The organism is Lysobacter sp. CC-YZS074, from assembly GCF_056739745.1.
Map to the genome: position 1 here is coordinate 520,700 of NZ_CP200301.1, position 16,884 is coordinate 537,583.

14 protein-coding genes are annotated in these 16,884 nt (G+C 70.4%); 11 read left to right on the forward strand and 3 right to left on the reverse strand.

The features are described 5' to 3' along the window. The first annotated feature begins 121 nt into the window (after positions 1-121). The 11 genes from mreC (at position 122) to U8331_RS02230 (ending at position 13,393) form a co-directional block, all read left to right on the forward strand. Positions 122-1,252 (forward strand): rod shape-determining protein MreC, encoded by a 1,131-nt coding sequence (mreC, locus tag U8331_RS02180; protein ID WP_481132001.1) that lies wholly within the window; start codon positions 122-124, stop codon positions 1,250-1,252. After that, positions 1,249-1,734, forward strand: coding sequence for a rod shape-determining protein MreD (mreD, locus tag U8331_RS02185; protein WP_481132002.1), 486 nt, complete (start codon positions 1,249-1,251; stop codon positions 1,732-1,734). Before mreC ends, mreD begins: the two co-directional genes overlap by 4 nt. Before the next feature lies 1 nt (position 1,735). Next, entirely contained in the window at positions 1,736-3,724 is a 1,989-nt protein-coding gene (gene mrdA, locus U8331_RS02190; RefSeq protein ID WP_481132003.1) for a penicillin-binding protein 2, read from the forward strand. Then, positions 3,721-4,833 (forward strand): rod shape-determining protein RodA, encoded by a 1,113-nt coding sequence (gene rodA, locus U8331_RS02195; RefSeq protein ID WP_481132004.1) that lies wholly within the window; start codon positions 3,721-3,723, stop codon positions 4,831-4,833. The genes mrdA and rodA overlap by 4 nt, the downstream gene beginning before the upstream one ends. Positions 4,834-4,932: 99 nt before the next feature. Beyond that, positions 4,933-6,072, forward strand: coding sequence for a lytic murein transglycosylase B (gene mltB, locus U8331_RS02200; RefSeq protein ID WP_481132005.1), 1,140 nt, complete (start codon positions 4,933-4,935; stop codon positions 6,070-6,072). Continuing rightward, positions 6,069-7,307, forward strand: coding sequence for a septal ring lytic transglycosylase RlpA family protein (locus U8331_RS02205; protein ID WP_481132006.1), 1,239 nt, complete (start codon positions 6,069-6,071; stop codon positions 7,305-7,307). The genes mltB and U8331_RS02205 overlap by 4 nt, the downstream gene beginning before the upstream one ends. Before the next feature lie 73 nt (positions 7,308-7,380). Next, positions 7,381-8,601 carry a D-alanyl-D-alanine carboxypeptidase family protein gene (locus U8331_RS02210; RefSeq protein WP_481132007.1) on the forward strand — a complete coding sequence of 407 codons (1,221 nt, stop codon included), beginning with the start codon at positions 7,381-7,383 and terminating at the stop codon, positions 8,599-8,601. Positions 8,602-8,732: 131 nt separating this feature from the next. Then, positions 8,733-9,011 carry a DUF493 family protein gene (locus tag U8331_RS02215; RefSeq protein WP_481132008.1) on the forward strand — a complete coding sequence of 93 codons (279 nt, stop codon included), beginning with the start codon at positions 8,733-8,735 and terminating at the stop codon, positions 9,009-9,011. After that, positions 8,999-9,700, forward strand: a complete 702-nt coding sequence (gene lipB, locus U8331_RS02220) for a lipoyl(octanoyl) transferase LipB (RefSeq protein ID WP_481132009.1) — start codon at positions 8,999-9,001, stop codon at positions 9,698-9,700. Before U8331_RS02215 ends, lipB begins: the two co-directional genes overlap by 13 nt. 63 nt (positions 9,701-9,763) lie before the next feature. Continuing rightward, positions 9,764-10,792: a lipoyl synthase gene (gene lipA / locus U8331_RS02225; protein WP_481132010.1), complete on the forward strand. Its 1,029-nt coding sequence runs from the start codon at positions 9,764-9,766 to the stop codon at positions 10,790-10,792. A gap of 315 nt (positions 10,793-11,107) precedes the next feature. Next, on the forward strand, positions 11,108-13,393 hold the full coding sequence (locus tag U8331_RS02230; protein WP_481132011.1) for a carboxy terminal-processing peptidase: 2,286 nt from the start codon (positions 11,108-11,110) through the stop codon (positions 13,391-13,393). 230 nt (positions 13,394-13,623) lie between these two features. On the opposite strand, the gene U8331_RS02235 is transcribed toward U8331_RS02230, so the two are convergent. The 3 genes from U8331_RS02235 to U8331_RS02245 are packed head-to-tail and all read right to left on the reverse strand — an operon-like array spanning position 13,624 to position 16,847. Then, positions 13,624-14,937, reverse strand: coding sequence for an ABC transporter permease (locus U8331_RS02235; protein ID WP_481132012.1), 1,314 nt, complete (start codon positions 14,935-14,937; stop codon positions 13,624-13,626). A gap of 31 nt (positions 14,938-14,968) precedes the next feature. Then, complete coding sequence (locus U8331_RS02240) at positions 14,969-16,126, reverse strand: ABC transporter permease (protein WP_481132013.1); 1,158 nt, start codon at positions 16,124-16,126, stop codon at positions 14,969-14,971. A gap of 28 nt (positions 16,127-16,154) precedes the next feature. Beyond that, positions 16,155-16,847: an ABC transporter ATP-binding protein gene (locus tag U8331_RS02245; protein WP_481132014.1), complete on the reverse strand. Its 693-nt coding sequence runs from the start codon at positions 16,845-16,847 to the stop codon at positions 16,155-16,157. Between the last annotated feature and the right edge of the window lie 37 nt (positions 16,848-16,884).

The following is a 16,884-nucleotide window of genomic DNA, read 5'->3' on the forward strand; positions in this document are numbered from 1 at the left end:
CCCCGCCGCGGGGAGTCCGGGAGGCGGGGTCGCTTCGAGTCTGCACCGGCCCCGCCTGTCCCGACCTTGCCCGTTGCGTCGCAGGGGCCGTCTTCCACCACCGTTCTGCTGAGCCGAGCCCGTGCCGCCCTACGCCGGCCCCACCACGCCCAATCGCGGCGGCGACGTCGCCGGCACCCTGCGCCTGCTGGCCTACCTGGCGCTCGGGCTGGTGCTGATCGTGCTCGACCACCGCGGCGGCTGGCTCAACCGCGCGCGGCAGCAGGCGTCCCTGTTGGTGCAACCGTTGTGGATGGTCGCCGGGTTGCCCGGCCAGGTCGCCCGGACGCTCTACGACGACGCCGGCACCCTGGCCCAGCTGACCGAGGAGAACGAGCGGCTGCGCAACGAGTTGCTGGTCAACAGCGCCCGCATCACCCGGCTGCAGACGCTGGCCACCGACAACGCGCGCCTGCGCGGCCTGCTCGGCGCCGCGCAGCGCGGCAATCTCGACGTGCAGCTGGCGCCGATCCTCGATGTCGACCTGGATCCGACCCGGCAGCGGCTGGTGCTCGACGCCGGCACCCGCGACGGCGTGCGGGTGGGGCAGAGCGTGATCGACGCCGGCGGCCTGGTCGGACAGGTGATCGAGGCGCGACCGATGCACGCGACCGTGCTGCTGTTGACCGACCCGTCGCATGCCCTGCCGGTGGCGGTGGCCCGCAGCGGCGTGCGGCTGGTCGCCTACGGCGAAGGACGCAGCGACCTGCTGCGCCTGCCCAACATCCCGTTGTCGACCGACATCAGGGTGGGCGACCGGCTGGTCAGTTCGGGACTGGGCGGGCGGTTCCCGGCGGGGTTCCCGGTCGGCACGATCGTCACCCTGCGGCCCGACGACAGCCGCGCGTTCCTGGTCGGCGAGGTGCGTCCGGCCGCGCGGCTCGATCGCGGCCGTGATGTCCTGTTGTTGCGCAGCATTCCGGCGCGGGCACCGGTGGGCATTGACGAGGCGGCATTGCCCGACCCCGGCATGCCGGCCGAGGCGGACGGCGCGGATGCGCCGGGCGCCCGTCAGGACCCGCCGGCAGGGCCCGCGACGGCGGCGCCGGAATCGTCCGGCCCGCCCACCGCCGCCCCGGGGCAGGCGCCCCCCGTCCCGGACAGTGCCGCGCAATCCGGTAACAGTGGTGGCGCGCCTGCGGCGGCGGAGCGAACCGGCAACTCCGAGCGCGACGCGAAGAACCGCGCCACCGACGGCGAGGTGCGCCGGTGAGTCGTCACCGGCCCGCCTGGTTGATGCCCGCCAGCGTGGTCGCCGCGCTGCTGCTGGGGCTGCTGCCGCTGCCGGCGATGCTGCTGCCGCTGCGTCCTTACTGGCTGGCGCTGGTGGTGGCCTACTGGGTCATCGAGGACCCCGACCGGCTCGGCCTGGGGTTCGCCTTCGCGGTCGGCCTGCTGGCGGACCTCGCGTTCGGCAGCCTGCTCGGCGAGCAGGCGCTGCGGCTGGTGGTGATGGCGTTCATCCTGCAGCGCTTCCGCGCCCGGCTGCGGTTCTTCCCGATCTCGCAGCAGGCGCTCGCCATCGGCGGCCTGCTGCTGAACGACCGCATCGTCACCGCCGGCCTGCACATCGCGCTGGGCATCCAGCCGCTGCCGATGATGTTCTGGCTCGCGCCGCTGACCGGCATGCTGCTGTGGCCGCCGGTGTTCGTGCTGCTCGACGCGCTGCGCCTGGGCCACTGGCGGAAGCGCTGAGATGCGCCGCCCACGCCGCCTGCTGAAGAACACCGCGGCCGAGGCCGAGCAGTTCCGCCGCCGCGCCGCGCTCGCCTTCCTCGGCGTCGTGGTCGCGCTGGCGGGCCTGTCGCTGTGGTATTTCCGCCTGCAGGTCTGGCAGTACGACGACTACGCCACGCGTTCGGAGCAGAACCGGATCAAGCTGCGGCCGGTGGTGCCGGGGCGCGGGCTGATCTACGACCGCCAGGGTCGGATCCTCGCCGACAACGTCCCCGCGTTCCGCCTCGAAGTCACCATGAACGAGGCGGGCGATCCCGCCGGATGGCTGCCGGCGCTGTCGCGGCTGGTCGCGCTGACGCCGGAGGAGATCGAGGCCTTCCACGAGGCGCGCAAGGCGACCCGCGGGTTCAAGCCGGTACCGCTGAAGATGCGCGTCACCCCGGACGAGGCGGCGCGCTTCGCGGTCGACCGCTGGCGCTACCCGGGAGTGGAGATCGTCCCGTACCTCAACCGCCGCTACCTCCATGGCGAACTGTTCGCCCACGTGATCGGCTACGTCGCCCGGGTCGATGCCGAGGACGTGGAAGCGATGGGCGAGGACATCGCCAACTTCAGCCACACCGGCAAGACCGGGCTGGAGCGCTCCTACGAGGAGGCGCTGCGCGGCCAGGTCGGCTACGAAAAGGTGGAGACCAACGTCGACGGCCGTCCGATGGGCGTGGTCGGGCGCGTGCCGGCCGTGCCCGGCGCCGACCTGCGGCTGTCGATCGATCTCGACCTGCAGCGGGCGATGGTCGCCGCGTTCGGTGATGCCGACGGCTCGGCGGTGGCGATCGATCCGCGCAACGGGCAGGTGCTGGCGATGGTCAGCAAGCCGTCGTACGACACCAACCTGTTCGTCAACGGCATCTCGCAGGCCGACTACGATGCGCTGCTGAAGGATCCGTCGCGCCCGCTGTACAACCGCAATGTGCTCGGTGGCGGGCCGCCGGGCTCGACGGTCAAGCCGATGGTCGGCCTGGCCGGGCTGGACAGCGGCCTGCGCGAGCCCGGTGACAGGACCTTCTCGAGCGGCGAGTTCTTCATCCCGGGCCAGCGCCGCGGCTACCGCGACTCCCACCGCGGCGGCCACGGCTGGGTCGACCTGCGCGAGTCGATCGCGCAGTCGGTCAACACCTACTACTACGAGCTCGCGCTGGAGATGGGGATCGATACCTTCGCCCGGTACATGCACCGCTACGGCTTCGGCGAGGTGACCGGGATCGACCTGCTGGGCGAGAACGAGGGCGTGGTGCCCTCGCGCGACTACAAGCGTTCGGTCAGCACCGAGCCGTGGTACCCGGGCGAGACCGTGATCGCCGGCATCGGGCAGGGCTACTGGATCGCCACCGCGCTGCAGCTGGCGCGCGCCACCGCGGCGATCGGCAACGGCGGCGACCTGCACGAGCTGCGCCTGGTCGAGGCCCGGCGCGACGGTTACCAGGCGCCGTGGCAGGCGCTGCCACCCACCCCGGCCGAACCCATCACCGACAACCCCGCGCACCTGCAGGCGGTGCACGAGGGCATGGTCGCTACCGTCAACGGTCCGCGCGGCACCGCGCGCGCCGCCGGCGCCGGCGCGCCGTACACCATCGCCGGCAAGACCGGCACCGCCCAGCGCTCCAGCCGCAAGGGCAACATCAGCGCCAACCCGCATTCGCTGCCGTACCACCTGCGACACACGGCGCTGTTCGTCGGCTACGCACCGGCGGAGGCACCGACCATCGCGCTGGCGGTGGTGGTGGAGCACGGCGGCTACGGTGGCAGCGCCGCCGCGCCGATCGCGCGCGCGGTGTTCGACGCGTGGCTGCTCGGCAAGATGCCGGAGGGCTTCGGGGACGTCGAGCGCCCGGCGCTGCCGGCGGCCGGTGTGTCCAACCCGGATGCCGATGCGCAGGCCGCGGCGCCACCGGGCGACAACGCCGACGCCGATGTCGACGCCAATGACGCCGGGGAGGTCGCGCCATGAACGTGATCCTGCGCTGGCTGATCGATCTGCTGTTCCGCCTGGTCCGCACCCTGGACCTGCCGCTGCTGGGCGCATTGTTCGCGCTGATGGCGATCGGCCTGGCGGTGCTTTACAGCGCCGGCGGCCAGTCGATGTCGCTGGTCTTCGCGCAGGGCGCGCGTTTCGGTGTCGGGCTGGCGGCGATGTGGGGGCTCTCGCGCCTGCCGCCGAACCAGCTGCGCAACTGGACGCCGCTGATCTACGGCGCCTCGCTGCTGCCGCTGCTCGCCGTCCTGGTGATTGGACAGGGCCGCCATGGCGCGCACTGGATCAACCTGGGCGTGTTCTATTTCCAGCCGTCCGAGCTGCTCAAACTGAGCCTGCCGATGATGGCCGCCTGGTACCTCAACGGCCAGCCGCTGCCGCCGCGGCTGCGCACCGTGCTGGTCGCCGGCCTGCTGATCGGCGCGCCGACCGGGCTGATCCTGCTGCAGCCGGACTTCGGCACCGCGATGCTGGTCGGCATCAGCGGCGCGTTCGTGCTGTACCTGGCGGGGCTGTCGTGGTGGTGGTTCGGTGCCGCCATCGCCGGCGTGGCGGCGGTCGCGCCGGTGGCCTGGTTCTGGCTGCTGCGGCCCTACCAGAAGGACCGCATCATGACCTTCCTCGACCCCGAGTCCGACCCGCTCGGTGCCGGCTGGAACATCATCCAGAGCAAGATCGCCATCGGTGGGGGCGGGTTGAGCGGCAAGGGCTGGGGCGAGGGCACCCAGGCCCACCTGAACTACATCCCCGAACACACCACCGACTTCATCTTCGCCGTGCTCAGCGAGGAGTTCGGCTGGGTCGGGGTGGTGGTGACGCTGGCGCTGTACCTGTTCGTGGTCGGCCGCTGCCTGTGGATCGCCGCGGCCGCGCGCGACGGTTACTCGCGCCTGGTCGCCGGCGCGCTGGGGCTGGCGTTCTGCGTCTACGTGGTGGTCAACGGCGGCATGATCGCCGGGCTGCTGCCGGTGGTCGGCGTGCCGATGCCGCTGCTGAGCTACGGCGGCACGTCGGCGGTCTCGCTGCTGGCCGGGCTGGGCGTGGTGATGGCGGTGCGCGCGCATCGGCCGGTGCACGGGCACTGACCCGCGCCGGCCCATGAACGACAACACAACCTGACTCGCGGGCGGCATGCGGCACTCACGCGGTTTTGACCCTCCGGAACAAGTGCTAACCTCGCCGCGATGACCCGAAACCTCGCCAGCCGCGCCCTGCTTTGTGCGCTCCCGCTCGCGTTGGTGGCCTGCGCCACGCAGACCCCGCCGTCGCCTCCCCCGCAACCGGAAGAACCGGCCGCCGTCGAGCCCGCCGCGCCGCCGGCACCGCCCGAGGTGCCGAACGTGCAGCCGCTGGACGTGGCCAAGGCCGAGTTCATCCGCACCACGGCCGCCCGCTACGGGGTCGACCAGGTCGAGATCGCCCAGGTGCTCGGCCAGGCCGAGATCCGCGACAGCATCATCAAGGCGATGTCGCGTCCGGCCGAAGGCAAGCCGTGGAGCGAGTACCGGCCGATCTTCATCACCCAGGCCCGTATCGACGCCGGTCAGGCATTCCTCGCCCGGCACCGTGACGCGCTGGCGAAGGCCGAGGCGGACACCGGCGTGCCGGCCGAGATCATCACCGCCATCATCGGGGTGGAGACCAGCTACGGCGGCAACATGGGCAGCTACCCGGTGGTCGATGCGCTGTACACGCTGGCGTTCGCCTACCCGCGCACCAACGAGCCGGCCAAGGTCGCCCGCGAGAACCAGCGCGAAGCGTTCTTCCGCGACGAGCTCGCCCAGCTGTTCGCCATGGGCGAGGAGAACGGTTTCGACATCACCACGCTCAAGGGCAGCTATGCCGGTGCGATGGGCTGGGGCCAGTTCATGCCGTCGAGCTACCGCGACTACGCGGTGGACGGCGACGGCGACGGCAAGGTCGACCTGTTCAACAGCCTCGACGACGTGTTCGCCTCGGTCGCCAACTACTTCGTAGAGAAGGGCGGCTGGCAGCGCGGCGGCCCGGTGGTGGTGCGCGCGAGGAAGGCCGACGGCGCGGTGGCGTTCGATCCGGAAGGCCTGGAGCCGCGCTACACGCTGGAGCAGCTGGCCGCACGCGGCTACACCCCCGCGACCCCGGTCCAGGGTGCGCCCAAGGCGACCCTGTTCACCCTCGACGGCGTGGACGGCAAGGAATACTGGATCGGCTTCAACAACTTCCACGCGATCACCCGCTACAACAACTCGCGCCACTACGCGATGGCGGTGTACGAACTGGCCGAGGCGATCGCCGGCCGCGATCCGCTCGCCGCGCGCAACGCACTGGCAGACGCCGGCGCATGAGGCGGCTGGCGGCCGTCGCGGTCGTGCTGGGCCTGGCCGCCTGCGCCAGCCAGCCAAAGCAACCCACCGCCAGCGTTCCCGGTGAGCCCGCGGCCAGCGGCGGACAGCGGTTGAAGTCGCCGTATCCGCCGGCGCAGGAAGACCCGTCCAAGCGCGGCCACTACACCGCGGGCGGGCTGTACGCGCCGCACATCCAGGACTCCGCGCCGGACGTCGACATCGACGTGTCGCGCATCCCCGAACCCGCGGTCGTCGCCGAGCCGCGGTCGCGCTACGGAAACCGTTCGACCTACAGCGTACTCGGCAAGAACTACCACGTGATGGACGATGCCAGCGGCTACGTCGCGGAAGGCCTTGCGTCCTACTACGGCAACAAGTTCCACGGCCGCCGGACCTCCAACATGGAGGTGTACGACATGTACGCGTTCAGCGCCGCCCACAAGACGTTGCCGCTGCCGAGCTTCGCCCGGGTAACCAACCTCGACAACGGCAGGTCCGTGGTCGTGCGGGTCAACGACCGGGGGCCGTTCCACGAAGGGCGCATCATCGACCTCAGCTATGCCGCCGCGGTAAAGCTGGGCATCACCCGCGCGGGTACCGGCCGGGTCGAGGTGCGCGCGCTGCTGCCGGGCGAGGCCCAGCCGCTGCGTGCCCGGACGCCGGCGCCGGCCACGGTCGACACCCGGGTGGCCGCGGCGGACGCCGCGCCGAGCAGCATGGACCGGCTGGTCGCCGCCCTGCCGGCGACCCCGATCGAACCGCCCGCGGGCGTCGCGGTCGGCGGCCCGTCTGCGGCGCAGGCCGCCAGCGCCGATCGCGTTGTCGCCGGCGGTGGCCGCCTGGACCTCGGCGGCGACGGCAAGCCGATGACCGCCGACGAGTTCGACGCGTGGATGCGCGAGCGCCGGGTAAGGGTCGCGACCGGTCGCCCGGCCGTGCCCGGGAAGACCGGCTCCGGCACCCCCGCCGCCGCGGCGACTCCCGCCAGCGCCACGGCCGGCAATGACGGCGTGGTCCTGCAGGTCGCCAGCTTCGCCGCCCGCGACAATGCCGACCGTGCCCTGGCCATGCTGCACCAGGCCGGTATCGACCGCGCCAGCCTGCACGGCGGGTCCGCCAACGGCCAGCAGGTCTGGCGCCTGCGCGTCGGTCCGCTGGCCGCGCAGGCGGTTTCTGCGCTGTCCAGTCGCATCATCGGCCTGGGGTTCGGCACCCCGCAGCCGGTGCGCGAGTGACCGCGACGAGCCGCGCGTTCCCGCCAAACATCCTGATAGACCGGCCCCCGGGGCCGACCGGAGTAGTTGAACGATGAAAGCCCCCGTTGTCCTTCGTGCGATCGGCCTGGCCGCGCTGACCACCTTCACCGTCGGCCTCGCGTTCGCGCAGCAGCCCACGCCCGCGCCCAAGCCGGCGGCGCAGGCGCCTGCGAGCGACGCCCTGCCGGTGCCGCCGCCGCCGGAAGTGATGGGCGAGGCCTGGATCGTGATGGACGCCGCCAGCGGCAACGTGCTGGCCGGCGAGAACATCGACCAGCCGCTGGAGCCGGCCAGCATCACCAAGGTGATGACCAGCTACGTGATCGCGGCCGAGCTGGCCGGCGGCAAGATCAGCGAAGACGACCCGGTGATGATGACCGAGCACGCCTGGCGCACCGGCGGCGCCGGTACCGACGGCAGCTATTCGGGCTTCGAGGTCAACAAGACCGCACCGCTGGTGCAGATGGAAAAGGGCATGGTGGTGCAGTCGGGCAACGACGCGGCGATCGCGCTCGCCCAGCACGTCGCCGGCAGCGTCGACGCGTTCGCCACCCTGATGAACATGTATGCCGAGCGGATCGGCATGAAGAACAGCCACTTCGTCAATCCGACCGGCCTGCCGGCCGAGGGCCACGTGTCGACGGCGCGCGACCTCGCCCTGCTCGGCCGCGCGCTGATCCACGATTTCCCCAAGTCGTACTCCTACAACAAGATCAAGGAGTTCACGGTCGGTCCGATCACCCAGCCCAACCGCAACGTGCTGCTGTGGCGCGACAAGAGCGTGGACGGCATCAAGACCGGCCATACCTCCGGCGCCGGCTACTGCCTGATGGCCTCGGCCAAGCGCGGTGACCAGCGGCTGATCTCGGTGGTCCTGGGCTCCACGTCGGAGAAGCAGCGCGCCGACGACAGCCAGGCCCTCCTCAACTGGGGCTTCCGTTTCTACGAGACCCACAAGCTGTACGAGGCCGGGACCCGGGTCGCCGAGCAGAAGGTCTGGAAGGGCGGGGCCGACCAGGTGCAGCTCGGCGTGGCCGAGCCGCTGCTGGTGACCATCCCGCGAGGCCGCTACGAGCGCCTCAAGCCGATGATGGACGTCCCGAAGACGCTGGTGGCGCCGATCCGCAAGGGTCAGGAGATCGGTACCGTGAAGGTCATGCTTGACGACAAGGTGGTCGCCCAGCGGCCGCTGGTCGCCCTGGACGCGGTCGAAGAGGGCGGCTTCTTCAAGCGCCTGTGGGACGAGTTCTGGATGTGGTGGGAGTCGGTCTGACCGACCCCGGCATCAACGCGAACGGCCGGCGCAAGCCGGCCGTTCCGTTTCCGCCGTCCGCTACCGCCGCTGGAACCGGGCGTTCCGTCCGCGCCCTTGGGTTGCACCGCCGGCGCGCCCATAATCCGTCCATGGAAATCCGATCCGACAACCCCGAACACGGCTTCCAGTTCCCGGGCGAGTTCCAGCTCTCCGCGATGGGCACCGCCGAGAAGGACCTGGAAACGGTGTTGCCGACCCTGCTGCTGGATGCCGGGATCGAGGTGGTGACCGAGCAGGTGACCTGGAAGCACTCCTCCAACGGCCGCTACGTGTCGGTCCGCATCACGTTCCGCGCCGACTCGCGCGAACAGTACGAGCGTGCCCACCAGGTGCTGCGCGACCATCCGGAAGTGAAGTGGACGCTATAACCGCGGATGCCGCGCCCGCGGCCATCGGCCCCGGCGTGCTGCCGCCGGCGCGCCTGCGCGACCTCGGCCGCCAGCGCTACGAGCCGGTCTGGCGCGCGATGCAGGCCTTCACCGACGCCCGTGGCGCCGACACCCCGGACGAACTGTGGCTGGTCGAGCATGAGCCGGTGTTCACCCTCGGCCAGGCCGGCAAGGCCGAACACGTGCTGATGCCCGGCGACATTCCGGTGGTCAACGTCGACCGCGGCGGCCAGGTGACCTACCACGGGCCCGGCCAGATCGTGCTCTATCCGCTGCTGGACCTGAAGCGGCTGAAGGTCGGCGTGCGCGAGTACGTCTGCCGCATCGAGCAGGCGATCATCGACACCCTGGCCGACTGGAACATCGAGGCGGTGCGCCGTGACGGTGCCCCGGGCGTGTACGTGGCGGGCGCCAAGATCGCCGCGCTCGGCATCCGGGTGCGGCGCGGCTGCACCTTCCACGGCCTGGCCTTCAACATCGACATGGACCTGTCGCCGTTCCAGCGCATCAATCCCTGTGGTTACGCGGGGTTGCAGGTGACCTCGATGGTAGACTTGGGCGGCCCGTCGGGAATGGACGCGGTCAAGCCCGCGCTGGTCGAACACCTCGCCGCGCAGTTCGGCCTCGCCGTCGAAAACGCGCCGCCGCCGGCGCTCCCGGCCGCCTGATTCCCTCCCTCCGCGCCTGTCGCAGGAAGCCCGCGGCGCGCTTTTCCGGACCCTTCGACCGTCATGACCGAATCCACGCCCAAGACCATCCCGCTCGCGGTCGTCAGCGGTGATGCGCCGGTTTCGCCGCAACCCGGCCGGCTACAGGAAGGCGTGAAGCAGCTCGCCGGCGACAAGATCAGCCGTTCGCCGGTGCAGTTCGCCGAGGCGCCGGTGTTGCGCAAGCCGTCGTGGATCCGGGTGCGGATCCCGTCCGGCAACGCCGTCGCCAAGCTCAAGGAGAAGCTGCGCGAGAACCGCCTGGTCACGGTCTGCGAAGAAGCCAGCTGCCCGAACATCCACGAGTGCTTCGGCCATGGCACCGCCACGTTCATGATCCTCGGCGAGGTCTGCACCCGCCGCTGCAGCTTCTGCGACGTGGCGCACGGCCGGCCAAAGCCGCTGGACCCGGCCGAGCCGCTCAACCTGGCCCGCACCGTCGCCGACATGGGGCTGCGGTACGTGGTGGTGACCAGCGTCGACCGTGACGACCTGCGCGACGGCGGCGCCCAGCACTTCGTCGACTGCATCGCCGCGATCCGCCACCACAGCCCCGGCACGAGGATCGAGATCCTGACCCCGGATTTCCGTGGCAAGGGCCGGATGGAGCGCGCGCTGGAGATCCTCGCGACCAACCCGCCGGACGTGTTCAACCACAACCTGGAGACGGTGCCGCACCTGTACCGCAACGTCCGGCCCGGCGCCGACTACCAGTGGTCGCTGACCCTGCTGTCGAGGTTCAAGGCGCAGCATCCGGAGGTGACCACCAAGTCCGGCATCATGCTCGGCCTGGGCGAGACGATGGAGCAGGTGCACGACACCCTGCGCGACCTGCGCGCACACGATGTCGACATGATCACCATCGGCCAGTACCTGCAGCCCAGCGCCCACCACCACCCGGTGATGCGTTACTGGACGCCGGACGAATACAAGGCGCTGGAGGTGTTCGGTACCTCGCTGGGCTTCACTCACGTGGCGTCCGGCCCGATGGTGCGCTCGTCGTACCACGCCGATCGCTCGGCCGCCGAGGCCGGGCTCGCCATCCCGGCCTGAGCGCCGCGGACGCTGGCCGTCTTGGCGCGGTCTTCGCGTCGATCCTGATGTGATGGGGTGCGCCGGCGACCGGCATCGATGGTCGCCGGCGCTGTTCGGGTGTCCGCCGCGGTCGTGCCGAGGCGCAAGCTGAACCGCAACGGTGGCGCGCGTCGCAGCAGGGCCGGTTTGTGCGCCATGGGCGTGACACCTGCTGCAACTTTCGGCACTGTCGAACGGTCCCAGCTTGTTGCAACCCTGAGCCTGGTCCGTACCACGTGGCCGCCGCCACCGGCGACCGCGAACCCCTCCGCGAAGTAGCCCCAGAAGTCCCCCATGATCGCCAAGACCCCCCTGTTCGCCCTCCTGCTCACCGCGCCGCTTGCGCTGCTCGCGCGCGCCGACAACGGCACTGCGCCGGTGGTCCCGCTGCCGTCGCAGGCCGATGCGCCCGCGGCGCAGGAAGCGGCTCCGGCCACGCTGCGCGAACCGGTGGAGCCGGCGGCCGGCAAGTCCGTCGCCACGCTGCCCAGCGGGCCGACCGACTACCAGGTCACCGCCGCCAAGCTGGTGTACGGCCTGCTGTCCGACAGCCGCTACGCCTACCGGCCGCAGCCGCTCGACGACGCCCTCTCGGCCGACATGTACGAGCGCTACCTGGAGGCGCTCGACGGCGGCAAGCAGTTCTTCACCGCCGCCGACATCGCCCGCTTCGACCGCTACAGGACCCGTTTCGACGACGCGATCAAGAGCGGCGAGCTCGAGCCGGCCTACGCGATTTTCGCGCTGTACCGCGACCGGGTGAACGAGCGGGTCGACTACGCCCGGGAGCTGCTCAAGCAGGACATCTTCGACTTCACCGGCGACGACCGCTTCCACTACGACCGCGAAGACGCCGCTTGGGCCGCCGACACCGCCGCGCTCGACCAGCTGTGGAAGCAGTCGGTGCGCAACGACTGGCTGCGCCTGAAGCTGGCCGGCAAGGAAGCCGACGGCATCCGCGAGACCCTCGACAAGCGCTACGCCAACCTCGCCGAGAACGTCGCCGAGCTGGAAGGCCAGGACGTGTTCCAGACCTTCCTCAACAGCTACGCCGGCGCGATCGACCCGCATACCGACTACTTCACCCCGCGCTCGGCGGAGAACTTCAACCTCTCGATGTCGCTGTCGCTGGAGGGTATCGGCGCGGTGCTGCAGAAGCAGGACGACATCGTCGCGATCCGCGAGATCGTCCCGGGCGGCCCGGCCGACAAGTCCGAGATCCTCGCTCCGGGCGACCGCGTGGTCGCGGTCGGACAGGGTGAAAGCGGGCCGATGGTCGACGTGATCGGCTGGCGCATCGACAACGTGGTCGAGAAGATCCGCGGGCCCAAGGGCTCGGAGGTCCGGCTCGACGTGATCCCCGCCGAGGCCGGCCTCGACAGCAAGCCGGTGCGGGTGGTGATCACCCGTGACGAGGTGCGTCTGGAGGACCAGGCTGCGAAGTCGGAAATCATGACGGTCCCGGGACAGGGCGAGGCGCCCGACCAGCGGATCGGCGTGATCGAGCTGCCGGGCTTCTACCAGGACTTCGAGGGGCGCCGGCTCAACCAGGACGATTACGCGTCGGCGACCCGTGACGTCGCCAGGCTGCTGCGCGAGCTGAGGGCCAAGGACGTCGACGGCGTCGTGCTCGACCTGCGCAACAACGGCGGCGGTTCGCTGACCGAGGCGATCGAGCTGACCGGTCTGTTCATTGACCAGGGCCCGGTGGTGCAGGTGCGCGAGTCCGGCGGCCGGGTCAGCGTCGAGGGCGACGGCGACAGCGGCGTGGCCTGGGACGGTCCGCTGGCGGTGCTGGTCAACCGCGGCTCGGCGTCGGCGTCGGAGATCTTCGCCGGCGCGATCCAGGACTACGGTCGCGGCCTCGTCATCGGCGAGACCACCTTCGGAAAGGGCACGGTGCAGAACCTGGTCGATCTCGACCGCTGGCCGGCCAACGAGGAGGAGCGCTTCGGCCAGGTCAAGCTGACCATCGCCCAGTTCTTCCGCGTCAGCGGGGGTTCGACCCAGAACAAGGGCGTGGTGCCGGACATCGCGTTCCCGGCCTCGGTCGACGCCACCGAGTACGGCGAGAGCACCTACGACAACGCGCTGCCGTGGACCAAGATCGCCGAGGTCCCGCATATCCGCTACGGCAATTTCGCTCCGCTGCTGCCGCAACTGGAGGCGCTGCACAGCGAGCGTGTGGCCGACAACCGCGAGTTCCAGTGGTGGAAGGAGGACGTCGAGCGCTACCGCGAGGAAGCCGCCGAAACCTCGATCTCGCTCAACGAGGCCGAGCGCCGCGCCGAGCGCGACGCCAACGAGGCGCGCCGGCAGGAGCGCCAGGACATCCGCAAGGAGCTGGGCCTGGCCCTCGACCCGTTGGCCGTGGCCTCGCTCGACGACGGCCTGACCGCCAACGAGCGCGACATCGTCGAGGACGCCGCCCGCGAAAAGGCCGCCGAGGACCGCCCCGACCCGCTGCTGCGCGAATCGGCCGCGATCCTGGCCGATGCCGTGTGGTTGCTCAGCAACGACGCCCAGCTGTCGGCGGCGGTGCTGCCGGCGTCGGCCAGTGCGGGGCACTGGGCAGACTGAGGTCACGACGGCCGCAATGGAAAACGGGCGCTTCGAGCGCCCGTTTTTTTTGCATCAATGCCAGATACACGGGTGTGCATTACCGCGCGCTGCATCTGTAGGAGCGGCTTCAGCCGCGATCGGGTGACCGGTCGCGCGTGCAGACTCCACCATCGCGGCTGAAGCCGCCCCTACAACAGCCCGGAGCCGCGCCGCGATGGGCGGGACCCTTCCGACCGGATGCGCCCGTCCTACGCCGCGCGCAGCGCCGTCGTCACCGGCAGCCGGGCCGCCCGCAGCGCGGGGAACAGGCCACCGACCAGGCCGATGCCGAGCGCCCACTTCAGTCCGCTCCACAGCAGCTCCGGCGAGACCCGGAACGAGAACACCACCTGGCTGAAATTGTTGCCCAGCGTCGACACCGTGTAGCCGTTGAACACCAGCCACGCTAGCGCGGCGCCGAGGATGCCGCCCAGCAGCGCCAGCAGCATCGTTTCCAGCATCACCGCCACCACCACCGGCAGACCGCGGAAGCCGATCGCGCGCATCGTCGCGATCTCGCGCGCGCGGCCGGCGACCGCCGCGTACATGGTGTTGAGCGCGCCGAACACCGCGCCGATCGCCATGATCGTGCCGATCACCGTGCCCAGCACCTTGATCAGCTTGGTCAGGCCCTCGGACTGCTTGGAGTAGTAGCTGCGGGTGGTCTCGACATCGAGCTTGAGCCGCGGGTCGGCGGCCATCGCGGCTTTGAGCTGCTGCATGCCGCCGTCGGCCAGGCGGGCGGTCACCGACTGGTAGGCGGACCGGTTGTAGGTGTTGGCGACCACCTCGGTGTCGGCCCACAGTTCGGATTCGTGCGAGTCGCCGCTCTCGAAGCGCCCGACCACGGTCCATTGCTGGTTGCCGATCTCGATGGTGTTGCCGACGTCCAGGTCGCGGAACTGCTCGTGCGCGCCGGCGCCGACGATCAGCTCGCGCAGGCCCGGCTCGAACCGCCGGCCCTCGACCAGTTCCACCTGCGGCCGGACTTCCCAGGCCTTGGGGCCGACACCGCGCAATTGCGCGTTGACGTCGGTGCCGTCGGCCTGGCTGGACAGATTGACCACCTGCGACAACTCGGGCGACAGCAGCGGCCGCCCGTCCCGGCCGCTGGCGATGCCGGGCAGGGAAGAGATCAGCGGCACCTGGTCGCGGGTGATCACCGAGTTGGTCTCGGCCTGCGAGCCGCCGCGCAGGATGATCGCGCTGTCGTCGCTTCCGGTTTTGTTGAGCGTCTCGGCGAAGCCCTCGCCCATCGCCAGCATCGCCACCAGCACGCCGACCACGCCGGCGATGCCGACGATGATCACCGACGAGGCGCCCCAGCGCTGCGGCAGGCTGGCGACGCCGACGCGGGTGGCGGCCAGGGCCAGCCGGCCGGTGCGGGTCAGCACCAGCCACAGCGCCAGCAGCACCGCGACCGCGAGCACGCCCCACCACGGCAGCGCGATCCACGCCGCCAGCCCGACGGCGAGCGCGAGCACCACGCCGATGTTGCCCAGCCACTTCTTCATCCGTTTCATTGCCGGTTCCTCATCAAAGGGTGGACCGCGCTCAGCGTCCCGCCAGCGCGTCGACGATGTTGAGCCGCATCGCGCGCAATGCCGGCAGCGCGCCGACCACCAATCCAATCGCGAGCATCAGCGCCAGTCCGACCAGCCAGGTCTGGGTCTGCACGGTCGGCAGCTGCACGATGCCGCCGCTGGCCGCGCTCACCGCCGGCATCAGTGCCGCGGCGATCGCCAGCCCGAGCAGGCCGCCCAGTACCACCAGCAGCACCGACTCGGCCAGGACCAGCATCAGCACACTGCGGCTGGTGAAGCCGATCGTCTTCAGCACCGCCAGCTCGGGGATGCGCTCGCGCACGGCCTGGGCCATGGTGTTGCCGGTCAGCAGCAGCAGGGTGAAGAACACCGCGCCCATGATCGCGCTGACGATCAGGCCGATGTCGGCGAACTGCTTGATGAAGGCCTGGTTGAACGCCTGCTCGGTCTGGGTCTTGGTTTCGTGGTCGGAGTTGGCCGAGATCGCGTCGATCGCCTGCGCCACCCGCGACGCCTGGTCGATGTCGGTGAGCTTGACCATGTACCAGCCGATCTCGTCCCGGATGTAGTCGTTGGCCTCGTTGAAGTAGTCCCAGTGGAACATCAGCTGGTTCTCCTCGCCGCGGCGCTGGTCGTCCTCGAGCTCGAAGATGCCGCGCAGGGTGAAGCTCCAGTCGTTGCTGCCGTCCTTCGGGAAGATCGTCGCCTGCAGCGGGATGGTGTCGCCGATCTTCCAGCCGTGGCGCTCGGCCAGCGCGGCGCCGACGATCGCGCCGGTGCGGTCGGCCTTGAACGCCTCCAGCTGGTCGGCCGGGATCGTGTACTCCGGGTACAGCTCGAAGTAGTCCGGGCCCACCGCGAAGTTGGGGAAGAAGTTCTTCGGGTCGCGATAGATGCCGCCGAACCAGTTGGCGTAGACGACCTTCTCGACCCCCGGCACCGCGGCGATCTGTGCGGTCAGCCGCGAGGGCAGGGTCTGGGTGATCGACAGGCGCGAGGCGACCACCAGCCGGTCGGCGCCGGCGACGCTGCCGCCGGCGTTGAACGCCACGCGGACCGAATCGAGCATGCCGAACAGCAGGAACGCGGCGACCACCGACAGCAGCGTCAGCAGGGTGCGGGTCTTGCTGCGGAACAGCGCGGCCCAGATCAGGTGCAGGTATTTCATGTCCCGGCTCCTTCGGAAGCAACGCGCATCAGTGCGCGGCGGCCAGCTCGCCCTCGACGAGGCTGCCCTTGTCGAGATGAATCGTGCGGCGGGCGTGGTCGGCGGCCTTGGGGTCGTGGGTCACCATCACGATGGTCTTGCCGTGGTCGCGGTTGAGCGACTGCAGCAGCGCGAGGATCTCCTCGGCCGATTGCCGGTCGAGGTCGCCGGTGGGTTCGTCGCAGATCAGCAGGGTCGGGTCGGACACGATCGCGCGGGCGATCGCGACGCGCTGCTGCTGGCCGCCGGAGAGCTCATTGGGCCGGTGCTTGCCGCGTTCTTCCAGCCCGACCAGCTTCAGCGCGATCTCGGCGTTGCGCTTGCGCTGCGCGGCCGACAGCCGGGTCAGCAGCAGCGGCAACTCGACATTCTTCTGCGCGTTGAGGGTCGGCATCAGGTTGTAGAACTGGAACACGAAGCCGACGTGGTCGCTGCGCCAGTTCGACAGCTGGCCGGCGCCCATGGCGTCGATGCGCTGGCCGTTGATCTCGATCTCGCCGCCGCTGGGCGAGTCGAGCCCGCCGATCAGGTTGAGCAGGGTGGTCTTGCCCGAACCGGAGGGCCCCATCAGCGCGACGAAGTCGCCCTCGGGAATTTCCAGGTCGATGCCGTGCAGCACTTCGACCGTCTCCGGGCCGCGCTGATAACTCTTGGTGAGGTTGCGGATCGAGACCAGTGACATGGCGGCGTCCTTGTTTGGGAGGGGTTGCACGTCGCCG

What these genes read in the sequence shown, in the direction of transcription:
- lipA (WP_481132010.1), top strand. Translation starts at nt 9,764, where the DNA reads ATGACCGAATCCACGCCCAAGACCATCCCGCTCGCGGTCGTCAGCGGT.
- U8331_RS02245 (WP_481132014.1), bottom strand. Translation starts at nt 16,847, where the DNA reads ATGTCACTGGTCTCGATCCGCAACCTCACCAAGAGTTATCAGCGCGGC.
- U8331_RS02210 (WP_481132007.1), top strand. Translation starts at nt 7,381, where the DNA reads ATGAAAGCCCCCGTTGTCCTTCGTGCGATCGGCCTGGCCGCGCTGACC.
- U8331_RS02235 (WP_481132012.1), bottom strand. Translation starts at nt 14,937, where the DNA reads ATGAAACGGATGAAGAAGTGGCTGGGCAACATCGGCGTGGTGCTCGCG.
- U8331_RS02215 (WP_481132008.1), top strand. Translation starts at nt 8,733, where the DNA reads ATGGAAATCCGATCCGACAACCCCGAACACGGCTTCCAGTTCCCGGGC.
- U8331_RS02230 (WP_481132011.1), top strand. Translation starts at nt 11,108, where the DNA reads ATGATCGCCAAGACCCCCCTGTTCGCCCTCCTGCTCACCGCGCCGCTT.
- rodA (WP_481132004.1), top strand. Translation starts at nt 3,721, where the DNA reads ATGAACGTGATCCTGCGCTGGCTGATCGATCTGCTGTTCCGCCTGGTC.
- U8331_RS02240 (WP_481132013.1), bottom strand. Translation starts at nt 16,126, where the DNA reads ATGAAATACCTGCACCTGATCTGGGCCGCGCTGTTCCGCAGCAAGACC.
- U8331_RS02205 (WP_481132006.1), top strand. Translation starts at nt 6,069, where the DNA reads ATGAGGCGGCTGGCGGCCGTCGCGGTCGTGCTGGGCCTGGCCGCCTGC.
- mltB (WP_481132005.1), top strand. Translation starts at nt 4,933, where the DNA reads ATGACCCGAAACCTCGCCAGCCGCGCCCTGCTTTGTGCGCTCCCGCTC.
- mrdA (WP_481132003.1), top strand. Translation starts at nt 1,736, where the DNA reads ATGCGCCGCCCACGCCGCCTGCTGAAGAACACCGCGGCCGAGGCCGAG.